Raw genomic sequence first — 14743 nt, forward strand, 5'->3', positions numbered from 1 at the left:
ACGATACAAAAACATTCGAAATATTTCCAAGAACAGCTCCAAAATAAGTTCCTATCGCCGTAGGAAGGGCTGTTAGAGCAGTTAATATTAATATCTGCCACCTTTTAAGCTGCTCTGAAGAAGGGGTGCGGCAACAGCAGCTCCCTCTGGAATATCATGAAAGGCAATAACAATGGCTATTTTTAAACCAAAGTTTATTCCCTTTATAAACCCTGTGCCTATGGCAAGACCTTCGGGGAAATTGTGGGCCGATAGAGCAAGGGCTAAAAGAAGGGCAGTTTTAAGGTGCTTTCCATATTTTTTTATTATGTTTAAGTAAGACAAAAATAATCCAAAATTATAGCAAAGGATATCCCAATTATCGTTCCGACTACCGCTAGCAGCAGCCCTCCGGTTTCTATCGATTCCGGTATAAGGTCAAAGGTGACAACCGACAACATAAGGCCGGCTGCAATGCCTATTATGCTTGACATTAATATATTATTTGTCTTTTTAAGAATAACTATTAAAAATGCTCCAAAGGTGGTTCCAAAGGCGCAAACTAATGTTCCAATAAGGGTTATGGTTAATATGTTCATAAAATTTCATCTCCTTAAAATATTCCTTTTAAAAATTTATTTTAAGGAGATGAAATATATTACGATAAGTTGTATTCCTCCATAAAAAGTTTTATATATTCCATTGCTTTCCTTGAAAACTCTGCTTCAAAACAGTTTTTGTAAAGCTTATAAAGATAAAAATATTTTTTAGCGCCGCCCTTTTTAATGATATAATAATAAAACTCATCTTCATTATACTTTTCATTTAAAATCTTATAAACCCTTTTAAAATCTCCATTTTCATTAAGCTTTAAAAGTCTTTTAACTCTTTTGCCCTTTATGAATATAACTATATCAAAATCATCTTTATTGCTAATAACATCCACATAAACAACCTTTGAGGGTTGTAATGGCAAATTTCCCTTTAAGGGCTGATGGATTTTGATTTTTTCAAAGGATATATCAACACTAAACTTTGACTCAAAGTATAGTTTAAAAATGTTTATTAAAATTAAAAGTTCAATAATAAGGGCATAGGCAATAGTAAAGTAACTTTGCCAGCCTTTTACTACACTTAAGCTTATGGCTGCAAAGGTAAGATAAGCAACTAATATAAGAATAAAAAAGGAAATAAAATAATTTCTATTGAGCCTTGCCCTTTCTTTTTTATGGCCTTTTTAATCGAAAACATAATATGGGATTACTCCCCAACCTCCTTTAGCTTTTCAGCCTGATCGGCAGTAATTAGGGCATCTATAACCTCATCTATTTCCCCATCTAAAAAGGCTTCAAGCTGATAAATTGTAAGGCCTATTCTATGGTCAGTAACTCTTCCTTGTGGGAAATTATAGGTTCTAATTCTTTCGCTTCTATCTCCAGTTCCTACTTGGCTCTTTCTTTCTGCAGCTATCTGACTTCTTTGTTTTTCAAGCTCTATCTCATAAAGCTTTGCCTTAAGGATCTTCATCGCCTTTTCTCTGTTTTTTAGCTGCGATTTTTCATCCTGGCAGGATACAACAATACCTGTTGGAAGGTGAGTTATTCTTACTGCAGAGTCGGTTGTATTAACATGCTGTCCACGTGGCCTGAGGATCTAAAAACGTCAACTCTAAGATCATTTGGATTAATTTCAACCTCAACATCATCAACTTCTGGTAATACAGCAACCGTTGCTGTTGAGGTATGGATTCTTCCTCCAGCTTCAGTAACAGGAACTCTTTGAACCCTGTGAACTCCGCTTTCGTATTTCAATCTTGAATAGGCACCCTGCCCTTTTACCATAAAAATAACTTCTTTATATCCGCCAAGATCATTAGGGCTTGATGAAACAAGTTCTGTTTTGAAGTTATGCCTTTCTGCGTATCTTGTATACATTCTGTAAAGATCCGCTGCAAATAAAGCTGCTTCATCCCCACCTGCACCAGCTCTAATTTCGATAAATACGTTCTTTGCATCGTTAGGATCCTTAGGTAGGAGTAATAATTTTAGCTCCTTTTCTACCCTTTCCTTTTCTTCAGAAAGCTCCTTTAACTCCTCTTCAACAAGGTCCTTCATTTCCCTATCTATGTCATCCTCTAAAAGTTCCTTATCTTCCTTTATTCTTTTTAATATTGTCTTATATTCTCTATATTTTAAAACTATTTCTTCTAATGAATTGTGCTCTTTACATAATTTTTGAAACAAATTATTATCAGCTATAACTTCAGGATCGCTAATCTTTTTGATAGTTCCTCATATTTTTCTTCGATAAAATCTAATTTTTCTAGCATGTTTCCACCCTCCAAAATATTAATCATGAAATATTATAGCAATTAAATCTACAAATTATCAACATATTTTGCTATAACCACCCTATCAAGACTTGCAAGATCTTTAAAAATTTCTATATCTTTATAACCTTCTCCCTCTAATATTTTTTTAACATCCATTCCCTGATTATATCCTATTTCAAAGGCTATATATCCATTTTTCTTTAAATATTCTTTAGCCTCTTTTGATATTTCCCTGTAAAAGTATAGCCCATCCTCCCCACCTGATAGGGCAAGCTTAGGCTCAAATTTTTTAACCTCCTCCATAAGATCTTTAATTTCCTCCTCCTTTATATAGGGAGGATTTGAAACTATAAGATCCACTCTGCCCTTCAAATCATCATCTAAATTTTTAAGAAGATCTGATTTTTTAATATAAACCCTATCTTGAACATTATTTTTTCTGCGTTTAATCGTGTGATTTCAAGAGGATTGCTGTCTATGTCAAGGGCATAAACTGTGGAATCTTTTTTATTATAGGCTATTGCAATTGAAATTGCACCGCTCCCACAGCCTATATCTATTATCTTTGGACTATTTATATTTTTTAAAATTTCAAGGCACTTTTCAACAAGAACTTCAGTATCCGGCCTTGGAATCAATACGCCTTCCTTAACTATAAATTTAAGGCCATAAAATTCCCACTCGCCAAGAATATACTGTAGCGGTCTTCCCAATGCCCTTTCTTTAATCATATCTAAAAAGGATTTTTCTAAAGTTTCATCTATTTTATCATTTAAATGGCAGTGAATATAGGTTCTGTCTTTTTTAAGGATATAGGATAGAATTATTTCTGCATCTTGGATTGGTTTATTATTATTCTTAAGAATATCCTTTGCTATATTTAATACTTCAAAATAAGTCAAAGTATCACCAACCTTAATCTAACACGTTTTTAAGGGCCTCTAGGGCAACTTCTATTTGAGATTCATCCGGCTCTTTTGTTGTTAATTTTTGCAGCATCAGCCCTGGATAAGAAAGCATCTTAGAAAGCTTGGATTCAGATTTTCCAAACCATCTTATAAGCTCATAGGAAAGTCCTGCAACAAGGGGGATTAAAATAAGCCTTGATAATATTCTTATTAAAAGATTGGGCCAGCCTAAAAAGCTAAAGATAAAAATGCTAATTAGCATGACTATGAGTAAAAAGTTCGTCCCACACCTTGGATGAAGAGTTGAAAACTTTTTGCATTTTCAACGGTAAGCTCAAGCCCTGCCTCGTAGCAGTGGATGCCCTTATGTTCTGCACCATGATACTGAAAAACCCTTTGAATGTCGTTTAGCTTGCTAATTAAAACTATATAAAGTAAAAATATCGTAAGCCTTATTATTCCCTCTAATATATTTTTTATAAAACCGCTTGTTTTTATAAAGGTTGCTGCAAAGGTTGGCAAAACAAAAAAGCAGCATCGCAAAAATTAGAGAAACGATAATTGTAAATCCCATTTCAAAGGCTTCATATTTCTCTTTTAGTTTATTTTTTAGATATCTTTCAACCCTTGTCTCCTCAGCTTCGAAAAACTGTGCTGAATAAGACAAAGCCTTGACTCCCGTAATAAGGGAATCAAAAAAGCAGCAACTCCTCTTATGATCGGCATGCCTAATATTTTATGCTTTTTGCTAAGGGGGACATTTTCTTCAACGCTTACATTAATGTTTCCCTTTGCATCCCTCACTGCAATTGCAATCTTCCTCTCACCCCTCATCATAACCCCTTCTATAACAGCCTGTCCTCCTATGGGGACAGTTCTTAATTGTTTCATCTTTCCATCACCTCTTTTTGGGGACGGTTCTTAATAGTTTTACATATTAAAAAGTTTTAAAATGTCCCAAATCCCATTTAATTTTTATAAAATTAATGAATCGTCCCTAATGCTTGTCCACTTAATGTGCACTAAAACATATTATAATATATCTTCTTTTTATAAAAAGAAAATTTTTTGTTAAAACTTCTTGTCCTTATTTTCACTTGTTATCCAAAAATTTTTCCAATATAAATTTATATTTTGAATCATTATTGACAAGCTCATATCCTATGTTGAATAAGACAGCTACCCGCGCAGAAGTTATATTTCCAATTATTTTGCATATTTGGCTATAGCTGTATCCACAAAAACACCTTAACAGATAAACTGCTATTGCTCTAAACTCCTTTGATTCTTTTCTATACTTCAAATATAAAAGCTTTCTTTCTACTCCTAAATTTTCTTCTAAAAAACTCAAAATGTCTTGAGGTGAATATTCCCTTCTTAATATAGTTCTATCGCTTCTATATTCTCCAGGTTGATCTTCAAATTCAATAGTTTTTCTTATTTTATTATCTTTACATGAGAATACAAACTTATAATAGCTCTCTCTAGCCTTTTTAACATTTGAACCAAAAAGCCCCAATATAAAACCCTCATCGAGTATCTCAAACTTATCATGAGCAAGTCCAAGATATACTGATAAGCTGGAATACTCATACCTTTCTGGACATTCCCTATATTCTTTTATTGCCATAGGATTGTTATGAATATATGCCGATAATGTCAAAAGATATCTTTCGTCTTTAACAATTATGCTCTTGAATCTATCATGAAATAGATGCCCTTTTCTTTGGTATATTCTATTAAAATATTGAGCATAGCACTGATTAATACTATGCATAATTTTTGAAATATCAAAACCATTGGAATCAATTATGAGATGAACATGATTTGTCATTAGGCAATAAGCGTAAACTTTAAATTCATATTTCTCCTGATATTTTTTGATATATCCCATAAATACCTTCTTGTCAGCATCACATCTAAAAAGATCCGTATCGCTTATACTTTTGCACATAATATGGTAAATCGAATCCTTTGACTTTAATCTTGCACATCTAGGCATACTATCTACAACCCCTATGCTTTTTGTAGATAGTATGCCCATTATTTTGGGTATTTATGCAACAAATTGCAGTATATGTTAATCTTCCCAAAATTCCAAGAATTTCTTGGATTCATTTTTTCGTTTTATGGTTTCTTCTTTATCAACATATATAGTTGATGCAAAAACGATAACGTCTCCTTCTTTTGCCTCTTTAGGTATCAACTGACGTTTGATGCTCTCTACCTTTCCATCATCAAAGACGATTATTGCAAATTCACCTTCAAACCTATCTATAACTCCCCTCATTATAACCCCTTCTAATTATTAAAAATTTACTAAGATATAAAACTATTAAGAACCGTCCCTATTTTAAAACAATATGGCACTTGCGGCAACGAGCTTCATAGGCTTCTTTAGCTCCCACTAGGACGATAGGATCAGAATATTTAGCAGGCTTACCATTGATTAGCCTTTGGGTTCTTGTTGCTGGATTGCCACAAACAACGCATATAGCTTGAATTTTATCTACAAATTCAGCTATAGCAAGAAGCTTTGGAACTGGTCCAAAGGGTTCTCCCCTAAAATCAAGGTCAAGACCAGCACAAATAACTCTTTTGCCTTTATCCGCTAACTTTTTACAAACCTCAACTATTTCATCATCAAAGAACTGAACCTCATCTATTGCGATAACATCAGTATCTTCGCTTACTAGATTAAGTATTTCCATTGAATTTTCAACTGAATATGCTCCCTCTTTATCTCCATTGTGGGATACTACTTCTGTTATGCTGTATCTATTATCTATAGAGGGTTTAAAAACTTGAACCTTTTGCCTTGCTATTTTAGCTCTTTTTATCCTTCTTATTAGCTCCTCACTTTTACCGCTATACATTGGTCCAACAATCATTTCTATCCAACCATGATCCTTTGGGCCATACATGATAAAACCTCCTTAAAGAAAAAGACCGGCGTCCCGGTCAAAAAATTATTCTTCTTCTTTGATATTGTATTTTTTCATGAACTTTTCTAATCTACCACCAGCTTCAACTATCATCTTTTGCTTTCCAGTGAAGAATGGATGGCATTTTGAGCAAATTTCAACCTTAATTTCCTTCTTAACTGAACCTGTTACAAAAGTATTACCACATGCACACTTAACAACTGCTTCATGAGTGTAATTTGGATGGATTCCTTCTCTCATCTTGTTCACCTCTTTCTATTTTAAATAAGTATTTTAATTTATTCTTTCCCTTTTAACCCTAAAAATTATACCATACTTATATATAATTATCAACCTTTAATTATAAGTTTGTTTATAATTTAGAGAAAATGTAATTTACATGAAAATAAAACAATTAAGAACTGTCCCTATGTTGTTCCCCTTAAATTAATTTGGGGAACATTTGAACGAATTCTTTATTATTTTTAGTCTTTAAAAGGGCGTGGATCAATTTTTCAGTTGCCTCTTGGGTAGTTTCCGTTGCTAAAACACGCCTTATTGCCATTACGGCATTGTATTCTTCATTTGTTAATAAAAGGTCTTCTCTTCTTGTTCCGGATTTGTTTATATCAATCGCTGGGAATATTCTTCTTTCTTGAAGCTTTCTATCTAAGTATACTTCCATGTTACCTGTTCCCTTAAATTCTTCGAAAATTACATCGTCCATACGGCTTCCTGTTTCAATAAGGGCTGTTGCAAGGATTGTAAGACTTCCACCTTCTTCTATGTTTCTTGCAGCCCCAAAGAATTTTTGGGCTGAATCAGGGCACCTGGATCCAAACCGCCTGATAGTGTTCTTCCGGTCGGGGAAATTGTTAAGTTATATGCCCTTGCAAGCCTTGTTAAGCTATCAAGCAAAATAACCACATCTTTTTTAGTTCAACCAATCTTTTGGCCCTCTCAAGAACCAATTCTGCAACCCTTGTATGATTTTCCGGCTCTTCGTCAAAGGTGGAATAAACAACTTCCCCTTGTATAGACCTTTGCATGTCAGTAACTTCTTCAGGTCTTTCATCTATTAACAAAACAATCAATTCCACATCCGGATGATTTCTTGTTATAGCATTTGCAATCTTTTTAAGCAAGACGGTTTTCCTGCCTTAGGAGGTGCAACAATAAGTCCCCTCTGTCCCCTTCCAATAGGAGCTAAAATATCGATAAGCCTTGTAGCAAGTTCATTGCCTGATGTTTCAAGGGTTAATCTTTTAGTCGGATATATTGGAGTTAAATTTTCAAAGGCTTTTCTTCCTTGTATTTTTTCTGGTGGTAGTCCGTTTATCTCTTGAAGATACAAAAGAGCCCTGTATTTTTCAGTTTCATTTGGAATTCTTGCTTTACCCTTAACTTTGTCTCCTGTTCTTAAGTTAAATTTTCTTATCTGGGAAGGCGAAACGTAAACATCCCTTGGCCCCTGTTGATAATTATCAAGTCTTAAAAAACCATATGATTGATTTTCGATAAGTTCAAAAATACCCTCTACCGTATCCGAATCAACTAAAAGTTCTTGAAGTTTATTTCTTTTGTCTACATCTATATCATGAAGTTTAATTTCTTCCAATTCCTTTTCAACTTCTGGTATGATAACTGGAATATCCTCTTTAATATCTTTCTCATCATTATTTTCTTCCTGTAATTTAAGTATTTCTTCAATTAGCTCACTTTTTCTAAATCTTGTGACTGATTTAATTCCAAGTTCTTTACCTAATTCCCTCAGCTCATCCAAAGTTTTTCCTTTTAATTCTTCAAAATCCATAAAATACCTCCTGGTTGCAGTTTTATTTAAAATTTAATAATAGGGAAACAAGTCGCGAAATGGGAAACACAGAGGATACAGAAAATCGAATATATGGTAAGTATTATTTTATAAAAAATTAGCTGAATTGTAAAGTATCATGGGAAGTTGTTGCAAAAATTAAACAAATAAGAACCGTCCCTATTAAAAAAGCTGCCAGCTGGCAGCTTATTTCTTAGGAACCTTCTCCCAATCTTTTAGGAATCTTTCTATGCCTATATCTGTTAATGGATGTTTTGTCATTTGTTCTAATACTTTAAATGGAACTGTTGCAATGTGCGCACCTGCAAGGGCAGCCTTTTCAACATGAATAGGATGTCTTATGCTTGCAGCTATTATTTCTGTTTCAATACCATAGTTGTCAAAAATTCTAACTATTTCTTCAATCAAATACATTCCATCCTGACCAATGTCATCAAGTCTTCCAAGGAATGGGCTAACATAGGTTGCACCTGCCTTTGCAGCAAGAAGTGCCTGAGCTGATGAGAATATTAAAGTCACGTTAGTCTTTATTCCTTCCTTTGAAAGAACCTTTACAGCCTTTAAGCCTTCAATAGTCATAGGAATCTTTATAACTATGTTTTTATGTATCTTTGCAAGTTCCCTTGCTTCCTTAATCATACCCTCATGATCAAGGCTAATAACTTCAGCACTAATAGGTCCATCCACTATATCAGTTATCTCCTTAACTACTTCTACAAAGTCCCTACCTTCCTTTGCAATAAGGGATGGATTTGTTGTTACACCGCATATAACTCCCCAGGAGTTTGCTTCCCTTATCTCATTTACATTCGCAGTATCGATAAACAGCTTCACTTTAAACCCTCCTTACACTAGATTGATAATTAAAACCTAAAAGTTTTAAAAGCTCATCAAAATCATTTTCATACCTATCTATTATAGCATTAATTGCATCATCTTTTCCAGCAAAAGCTATTTCAAAACCATTAAAGGAGCAGTTTATTATCTTTAGAGGTTTTTCAATTATGTCCTTTAGTTTAAACTTATATCTGTGGATTCTATCGCAAAAGACACATTTGATATCTAAAACCACTTCCTTGTTCACTATCTTATAGCTTAATAAACTTCCACCGCATTCACATTTTAATCCCTTAGCTTCCTTTGCCTTAAAAAGATCTATATCAATTTTTTTAAATTTTCCGCAACTACTACACTTTACTGCAATAACAAACTTAGGTGAAATAAACATAGTAACACCTCCTTTTTAAAAATATTCAACGTCCCAATTAAAAATCCTTCTTTTGTCGAATAAAAAATTTTTTGTAGAATATAACTACAAAAGATTATTAAAATAGGCATCAAGGGATAACCGTATCTTGAGAAAGTAAAATAAGGAATATATACAATAATAAAATAAACAACTATATACTTTAATATTTTAGCTATCCTACCAAAGGATAAAAGCATCCCTAAAAAGCCAAGAACTATTATAAAATTATGGACATAATTAACATATTTTAATCTTACTCCAAAAACATTCCTCCAGTAAAAGGGACTATTAAACAAATAAATTTGTTTCTTTATAAGATACCAATATAAATATCCCTTAGGATCCTTGTTAAGCTGACTTATAAACCTTTCCTTAGCTATCTTCCTTTCAATCTCATCATTTCTTATTTCATCATCAGAGGTTTTATATGGGACATGATCTTTACTTTGGTCGTAATTTACATAGGTTGCTTGAAGCATTGGATTTCCGCTTGACAGTGTAAACGGAATAAATCTTTTAAAGATCAAATAATTCCTTATCCACCATGGACTTAATATAAATACAAAAATAATTGCAACTTTAAAGCTGATTTTTACACACCATTTATAATCAAATCCTTCTCTTATCCAATAAATAACTAATACAACCGGAAGTAGAGCAACCACCGGCTTAAAATATAAGCTCAAACTCCAAAACAAACCGCTCAAATAATAATGCCTTTCATTATCCTCCTTTAATGCTACGACCAAAAAATATAAACTACATAAAAATAAAAATTTAAAAATTCCTTCCGTTAGCACAACTTGAGTCACAAAATATTCGGGAAGATATAAGGCATCTATTAAAGATGCTAAAGCCCCAACCCTTTCGTTAAAAACTTCCTTTGCCAACAAATAAATTAAAACAAGGGATACTCCTTGTATGATGGCTTGAAAAATTCTAAAGGCTAGGACTGCCTTAAACAAAGAAAAAAGGATAAAAATAAAGCCAAAATAATCGGAAGCCCTGGCATAATATAAACCGTATCCAGCTTACTTCTATAAATAAGTCTCCCTTCCCTTAAAAGATACAATCCACTTCTTATGTATTTAACATCATCATTGTTTAAAGATATAAAACTTCCAAGATAATAATTTTGACCAAATCTTATGCTAATATATATATTCAACAAAACAAAAATAATAACTAAAACTAGAAGCCTTTTTTCAACCTAATCCTCCTCTTCTAACCTTTCCTTTAAAAGCCCCACCTCTTGAACCAATCTTATTATCTGTCTTTGAAGCTTTGATATAATTATTAATAGATATAAAATACAAAAATCGAAAAAATAAGCACCGACTCTAACCCCTTAAATTTTAAAAATACAAAAATGAAAAGTAAAAAATAAAAGCCATAAGGAAAATCTAATATCCAAAATCCTTTCCTTAGAAAAGTAGTAAATTAATAATAAAAAATTATAGTAAACAAATCCTTCACTCCCTAAGATTTCAAAAGTAATGAAAGTGTTACCTTAAGGGCATAATAAATAGATTTCATAGGGGTTATTGAGGATCTTCCCTCCTCACGCTTATTCATCTTTACAGCAACTTCGCTAATTCTTAGATTAGAAGACTTAGCATAGCTTATAGCTTCAACTTCAGGATAATCATAGGGATAATACCTACAAAAGCATCTATCGCCCTTTTGCTAAAGGCTCTAAACCCCGATGTAGGATCTGTTATTCTTTGTCCTGTAATAACCGAAACTAAAAAAGCAAAAATTTTATTCCCAAACGCCTTAAAAAAGGTGGTTTATAGAAATACCCCTCTAAAAATCTTGAACCTACGACAAGATCATATCCTTTTTCAATTTCCAAAATCAAATCATCTATATATTCAGCCCTATGCTGCCCATCTCCATCAAACTGAATAGCGACATCATAATTCAACCTTTTAGCATACAAAAGCCCCGTCTGAACAGCACCGCCAATACCCAAATTACAAGGAAGGTCAATTACCTTACACCCTTCCTCCTTTGCCTCTAAATAAGTATTATCCAAAGAACCATCGTTTATAACAACAATATCCCAATCCTTTGAACTTTCTTTTAGCTGTCTTATAACCCTTTTAATATTCTTCTCCTCATTAAAGGCAGGAACAATAATCAAAATCCTCATAGCATCACCATACATATTATTCCCAAAATCCCAAAAATATTTAAGGCGTGCATTATTTTGCACGCCTATTTTCAAGGGACGCCTTTACAAAATCCCTAAATAAAGGATGTGGCCTATTGGGTCTTGATTTAAACTCTGGATGGAATTGCACCCCAACAAACCATCTATGATTTTTCAATTCAACTATTTCAACCAGCCTATCATCGGGTGATGTTCCTGCAATAACAAGACCCTTTTCCATAAGCTTTGTTCTATATTCATTGTTAAACTCATATCTGTGTCTGTGCCTTTCATATATAACTTCATCCTTGTAGGCCTCATAAGAGAAGGTGCCCTCCTTTATCTTACATGGATAAAGGCCAAGCCTCATGGTTCCTCCCTTTTCATCTATATCCCTCTGTTCTGGCATAAGGTCAATTACAGGATATTTAGTTTCAGGGTCTATCTCTGAGCTGTTTGCCCCTCTAACCCTGCAACATCCCTTGCAAATTCAACTACCGAAAGCTGCATTCCAAGACAAATTCCAAGGAATGGAACATTGTTTTCCCTTGCATATTTAATGGCTAAAATTTTTCCTTCAATTCCCCTATCTCCAAAGCCTCCAGGCACTAATATCCCATCAGCATCCTTTAATATTTCTTTGTAGTTTTCCATATCAACATGGGCAGCATTAACCCAATCTATTTCAACCTCACAATCATTTGCAATCCCTGCATGTCTTAAGCTTTCAACAACAGACATATAAGCATCCTTAAGCTCAACATATTTTCCAACAAGGGCTATCTTTACCTTTTCCTTTGGATTTTTTAATTTTTCTACCATGTTTCTCCAATCAGAAAGTTCAGCATCTGAACACTTTAAGCCAAGTTTTTTACAACAAGATCGTCTAGCCCCTCCTCATGTAAAAGCAGAGGAACTTCATATATAGTATCCGCATCCATATTTTGTATTACAGCATCAGCAGAAACATTACAGAATAATCCGATCTTTTCCTTAAGCTCTAAGGATAAAGGTTTTTCGGTTCTACAAACTATTATATCAGGTTGAATACCGATGCTTCGTAGTTCCTTTACTGAATGTTGTGTAGGCTTAGTTTTTAATTCCCCTGATTTTCCAAGATAGGGCACCAAAGTTACATGAATAAATAAAACATTTTCCCTTCCAACATCGTATTTTATCTGCCTTATTGCTTCTAAGAAGGGTAAACTTTCAATATCTCCTACTGTTCCTCCAATTTCTGTAATAACTACATCAACTTCCCTTTCCTTTGCAACTCTATATACTCTTTGTTTTATTTCGTTGGTAATGTGGGGGATAACTTGAACTGTTCCTCCGAGGTAATCTCCTCTTCTTTCTTTTTGAATTACAGACCAGTATATTTTCCCAGTTGTGACATTGCTATTTTTAGACAAGTTCTCATCGATAAATCTCTCATAGTGACCGAGGTCAAGATCTGCTTCAGCTCCGTCATCGGTGACGAAGACCTCACCATGCTGATATGGGCTCATGGTTCCTGGATCTATATTTATATATGGGTCAAACTTTTGAATAGAGACTTTTAGCCCCCTTGCTTTTAACAATCGCCCTAAAGAAGCTGCTGTTATTCCCTTACCAAGAGAAGATGTAACTCCGCCTGTTATAAAGATATATTTCGTTGCCATAACGCCCCTCCTTTGTATTATTAACTTTTATATTTTACTTCAAAAACAGAAAATTATCAATAAAAAATAAAGGCTTTTCGCCTTTATTTATAGTTTAAAACTATTACCTTTAATTCATTCATATTAAGATCTTCATTCTTAATTTCAACTACCTGTCCCTTTAGTCTTTCAACATTAGAAAATTTCTTTATAAAATTATCGACAGGATCTAAATTAAACTTTAAAGGCTCTGTTTTATAGTGCATTGGAATTACTATCTTGGGATTTAAAAGTTTTACAATAGTTTCTGCCTTATCAGAATCTACTGTAAAGATTCCTCCAACAGGGATTAAAAGAACATCAACCCTTCCAATCATCTCAACCTGCGCAGGCGATAATACATGACCTAAATCCCCTAAGTGGCACACCCTAATTCCATCAACATCAAAAACATAGACGATGTTATCGCCTCTTTTTGGCCATTTTCCTCATCGTGATATGTATGAACTCCTGTAATATTTATGTCCTTGACATAAAAATTTCCAACCTTACTTACCACCTCAAAGTTTCCCTTAACGCAATCTATAAAGTTATGGTCAAAATGTTGATGGCTAACGGTTACTATATCTGCTTCAACCTGTGGAAGTGGATATCCTACATTATCATCAAAGGGATCCGTTAAAATTCTTACCCCCTTTGCCGATGTTATCTTAAAGCATGCATGTCCCAACCATTTAATTCTCATGTTATCCCTCCTAAGTTTAACTTAATAATATTCATATGCCTAACTTTTTAATTTTATACTGTAAAGTCTGCCTTGGAATCTTTAAAAAATTAGCTGCTTTTGATACATTTCCATTATACAAAGCTAGTGCCTCTTCGATGAGCTTTTTTCATATTCACTTACTAATTCCTCAAGCCCCTTATGCTCCATTTTTATATAATGAGGAAGGTCTTTAGGAGTTATAAAGCCTTCATCCTTTATATTCATTATTGCTTCAATAACGTTTTTTAGCTCTCTAATGTTGCCTGGCCAATCATAGTTATAAAAATACTCAAGTGCCTCCTGGGATATACCTAAAATGTTTTTATTAAATTTTCTATTAAATGCATTTATAAAATAATCACATAATTCTATTATATCCTCTTTTCTTTCTTTAAGCTCAGGCAATTGTATGTAAAATACACTAAGCCTATAAAAAGATCCCTTCTTAATAAACCTTTTTCGATACAAATTTCAGGTTCGACATTAGTTGAGGCTATAACTCTAACATCGACTTTAACTTCCTTTAAATCCCCAATCCTTCTTACAATTCCATCCTCTAAAACCCTAAGAAGCTTTCCCTGAAGTTCTATTGGCATGGAATTTAGCTCATCCAAATATAATATTCCTCCATTTGCCAACTCAAAAGCCCCTTTTATCAAGGGCCTCTGTAAAGGCTCCCCTTACAGTTCCAAATAATATGCTCTCCAAAAGATTGGAAGGAACTGCAGCGCAATTTTGGCTAATTAAGGGCTTTGTCCTTCTATTTCCAATATCATGAATATATTTTACTAAAACCTCTTTTCCAGTTCCTGTTTCACCATAGATTAAAAGTGGGGATGGAGAATTAGAAATTTTTGTGCATAAGCCTTTATTTCTTTTATTTTGTTGCTTTTACCTATAAAATATTCCATTTCTTCACCCCATTTTAAATTTTCATAAAATTATATTAGCATCAT

Annotated in this window: 16 protein-coding genes and 6 pseudogenes; all 22 read right to left on the reverse strand. The window is 33.6% G+C overall.

Going from position 1 to position 14743, the window contains the following annotated elements; translation table 11 throughout:
* Nucleotides 1-87: 87 nt before the first annotated feature.
* Complete coding sequence (locus PWK10_RS13505; protein WP_274766394.1) at nucleotides 88-324, reverse strand: ZIP family metal transporter; 237 nt, start codon at nucleotides 322-324, stop codon at nucleotides 88-90.
* On the reverse strand, nucleotides 312-578 hold the full coding sequence (locus PWK10_RS13510) for a hypothetical protein (protein WP_274766395.1): 267 nt from the start codon (nucleotides 576-578) through the stop codon (nucleotides 312-314). Before PWK10_RS13510 ends, PWK10_RS13505 begins: the two co-directional genes overlap by 13 nt.
* A gap of 59 nt (nucleotides 579-637) precedes the next feature.
* Nucleotides 638-955: a hypothetical protein gene (locus PWK10_RS13515; protein WP_274766396.1), complete on the reverse strand. Its 318-nt coding sequence runs from the start codon at nucleotides 953-955 to the stop codon at nucleotides 638-640.
* A gap of 284 nt (nucleotides 956-1239) precedes the next feature.
* A pseudogene (prfA, locus tag PWK10_RS13520) lies at nucleotides 1240-2308 on the reverse strand (peptide chain release factor 1).
* A gap of 48 nt (nucleotides 2309-2356) precedes the next feature.
* On the reverse strand, nucleotides 2357-2671 hold the full coding sequence (locus PWK10_RS13525) for a N5-glutamine methyltransferase family protein (RefSeq protein ID WP_274766397.1): 315 nt from the start codon (nucleotides 2669-2671) through the stop codon (nucleotides 2357-2359).
* A gap of 20 nt (nucleotides 2672-2691) precedes the next feature.
* On the reverse strand, nucleotides 2692-3213 hold the full coding sequence (locus PWK10_RS13530) for a N5-glutamine methyltransferase family protein (RefSeq protein ID WP_274766398.1): 522 nt from the start codon (nucleotides 3211-3213) through the stop codon (nucleotides 2692-2694).
* Between the two features lie 13 nt (nucleotides 3214-3226).
* Nucleotides 3227-3886: pseudogene (locus PWK10_RS13535) on the reverse strand (DUF1385 domain-containing protein).
* Nucleotides 3829-4110: a hypothetical protein gene (locus PWK10_RS20035; RefSeq protein WP_446715258.1), complete on the reverse strand. Its 282-nt coding sequence runs from the start codon at nucleotides 4108-4110 to the stop codon at nucleotides 3829-3831. The pseudogene PWK10_RS13535 and the gene PWK10_RS20035 overlap by 58 nt, the downstream one beginning before the upstream one ends.
* A 202-nt stretch (nucleotides 4111-4312) precedes the next feature.
* Nucleotides 4313-5221, reverse strand: a complete 909-nt coding sequence (locus tag PWK10_RS13540; RefSeq protein ID WP_274766399.1) for a transposase — start codon at nucleotides 5219-5221, stop codon at nucleotides 4313-4315.
* Nucleotides 5222-5299: 78 nt separating this feature from the next.
* Nucleotides 5300-5509: a DUF3006 domain-containing protein gene (locus PWK10_RS13545; protein WP_274766400.1), complete on the reverse strand. Its 210-nt coding sequence runs from the start codon at nucleotides 5507-5509 to the stop codon at nucleotides 5300-5302.
* Nucleotides 5510-5567: 58 nt separating this feature from the next.
* A complete protein-coding gene (locus tag PWK10_RS13550; RefSeq protein ID WP_274766401.1) occupies nucleotides 5568-6143 on the reverse strand; it encodes a thymidine kinase in 576 nt (191 codons plus the stop codon).
* Nucleotides 6144-6188: 45 nt separating this feature from the next.
* Nucleotides 6189-6404 (reverse strand): 50S ribosomal protein L31, encoded by a 216-nt coding sequence (gene rpmE / locus PWK10_RS13555; protein WP_008907717.1) that lies wholly within the window; start codon nucleotides 6402-6404, stop codon nucleotides 6189-6191.
* Nucleotides 6405-6585: 181 nt separating this feature from the next.
* Nucleotides 6586-7956, reverse strand: a pseudogene (gene rho / locus PWK10_RS13560) (transcription termination factor Rho).
* Between the two features lie 207 nt (nucleotides 7957-8163).
* Nucleotides 8164-8811 (reverse strand): fructose-6-phosphate aldolase, encoded by a 648-nt coding sequence (gene fsa / locus PWK10_RS13565; RefSeq protein ID WP_008909972.1) that lies wholly within the window; start codon nucleotides 8809-8811, stop codon nucleotides 8164-8166.
* Nucleotide 8812: 1 nt separating this feature from the next.
* On the reverse strand, nucleotides 8813-9205 hold the full coding sequence (locus tag PWK10_RS13570) for a hypothetical protein (RefSeq protein ID WP_008909971.1): 393 nt from the start codon (nucleotides 9203-9205) through the stop codon (nucleotides 8813-8815).
* A complete protein-coding gene (locus PWK10_RS13575; RefSeq protein ID WP_342455532.1) occupies nucleotides 9172-10191 on the reverse strand; it encodes a glycosyltransferase family 39 protein in 1020 nt (339 codons plus the stop codon). The genes PWK10_RS13570 and PWK10_RS13575 overlap by 34 nt, the downstream gene beginning before the upstream one ends.
* Before the next feature lie 779 nt (nucleotides 10192-10970).
* The gene (locus tag PWK10_RS18895) at nucleotides 10971-11396 is read right to left on the reverse strand and encodes a glycosyltransferase family 2 protein (protein WP_342455533.1); all 426 of its coding nucleotides are present in this window, start codon (nucleotides 11394-11396) and stop codon (nucleotides 10971-10973) included.
* 37 nt (nucleotides 11397-11433) lie between these two features.
* Nucleotides 11434-13042 (reverse strand): annotated as a pseudogene (locus tag PWK10_RS13585) (CTP synthase).
* An 83-nt stretch (nucleotides 13043-13125) separates the two neighbouring features.
* A pseudogene (locus tag PWK10_RS20040) lies at nucleotides 13126-13766 on the reverse strand (MBL fold metallo-hydrolase).
* Between the two features lie 31 nt (nucleotides 13767-13797).
* On the reverse strand, nucleotides 13798-13887 hold the full coding sequence (locus PWK10_RS18910; RefSeq protein ID WP_342455536.1) for a helix-turn-helix domain-containing protein: 90 nt from the start codon (nucleotides 13885-13887) through the stop codon (nucleotides 13798-13800).
* 2 nt (nucleotides 13888-13889) lie between these two features.
* Entirely contained in the window at nucleotides 13890-14192 is a 303-nt protein-coding gene (locus PWK10_RS13595; RefSeq protein WP_274766402.1) for a hypothetical protein, read from the reverse strand.
* Nucleotides 14159-14639: pseudogene (locus PWK10_RS13600) on the reverse strand (sigma-54 factor interaction domain-containing protein). The gene PWK10_RS13595 and the pseudogene PWK10_RS13600 overlap by 34 nt, the downstream one beginning before the upstream one ends.
* Nucleotides 14640-14743 lie beyond the last annotated feature (104 nt).

Origin of the sequence: Caloramator sp. Dgby_cultured_2, from assembly GCF_028872215.1 — a bacterium.
Taxonomy (GTDB): Bacteria; Bacillota; Clostridia; order Clostridiales; family Caloramatoraceae; genus Caloramator; species Caloramator australicus.

Excerpts from the sequence above, each read along its gene's own strand:
- PWK10_RS13510 (WP_274766395.1), bottom strand. The coding sequence starts at position 578 with ATGAACATATTAACCATAACCCTTATTGGAACATTAGTTTGCGCCTTT.
- PWK10_RS18895 (WP_342455533.1), bottom strand. The coding sequence starts at position 11,396 with ATGTATGGTGATGCTATGAGGATTTTGATTATTGTTCCTGCCTTTAAT.
- PWK10_RS13570 (WP_008909971.1), bottom strand. The coding sequence starts at position 9,205 with ATGTTTATTTCACCTAAGTTTGTTATTGCAGTAAAGTGTAGTAGTTGC.
- PWK10_RS13545 (WP_274766400.1), bottom strand. The coding sequence starts at position 5,509 with ATGAGGGGAGTTATAGATAGGTTTGAAGGTGAATTTGCAATAATCGTC.
- PWK10_RS13550 (WP_274766401.1), bottom strand. The coding sequence starts at position 6,143 with ATGTATGGCCCAAAGGATCATGGTTGGATAGAAATGATTGTTGGACCA.
- rpmE (WP_008907717.1), bottom strand. The coding sequence starts at position 6,404 with ATGAGAGAAGGAATCCATCCAAATTACACTCATGAAGCAGTTGTTAAG.
- PWK10_RS13540 (WP_274766399.1), bottom strand. The coding sequence starts at position 5,221 with ATGCCTAGATGTGCAAGATTAAAGTCAAAGGATTCGATTTACCATATT.
- PWK10_RS20035 (WP_446715258.1), bottom strand. The coding sequence starts at position 4,110 with ATGAAACAATTAAGAACTGTCCCCATAGGAGGACAGGCTGTTATAGAA.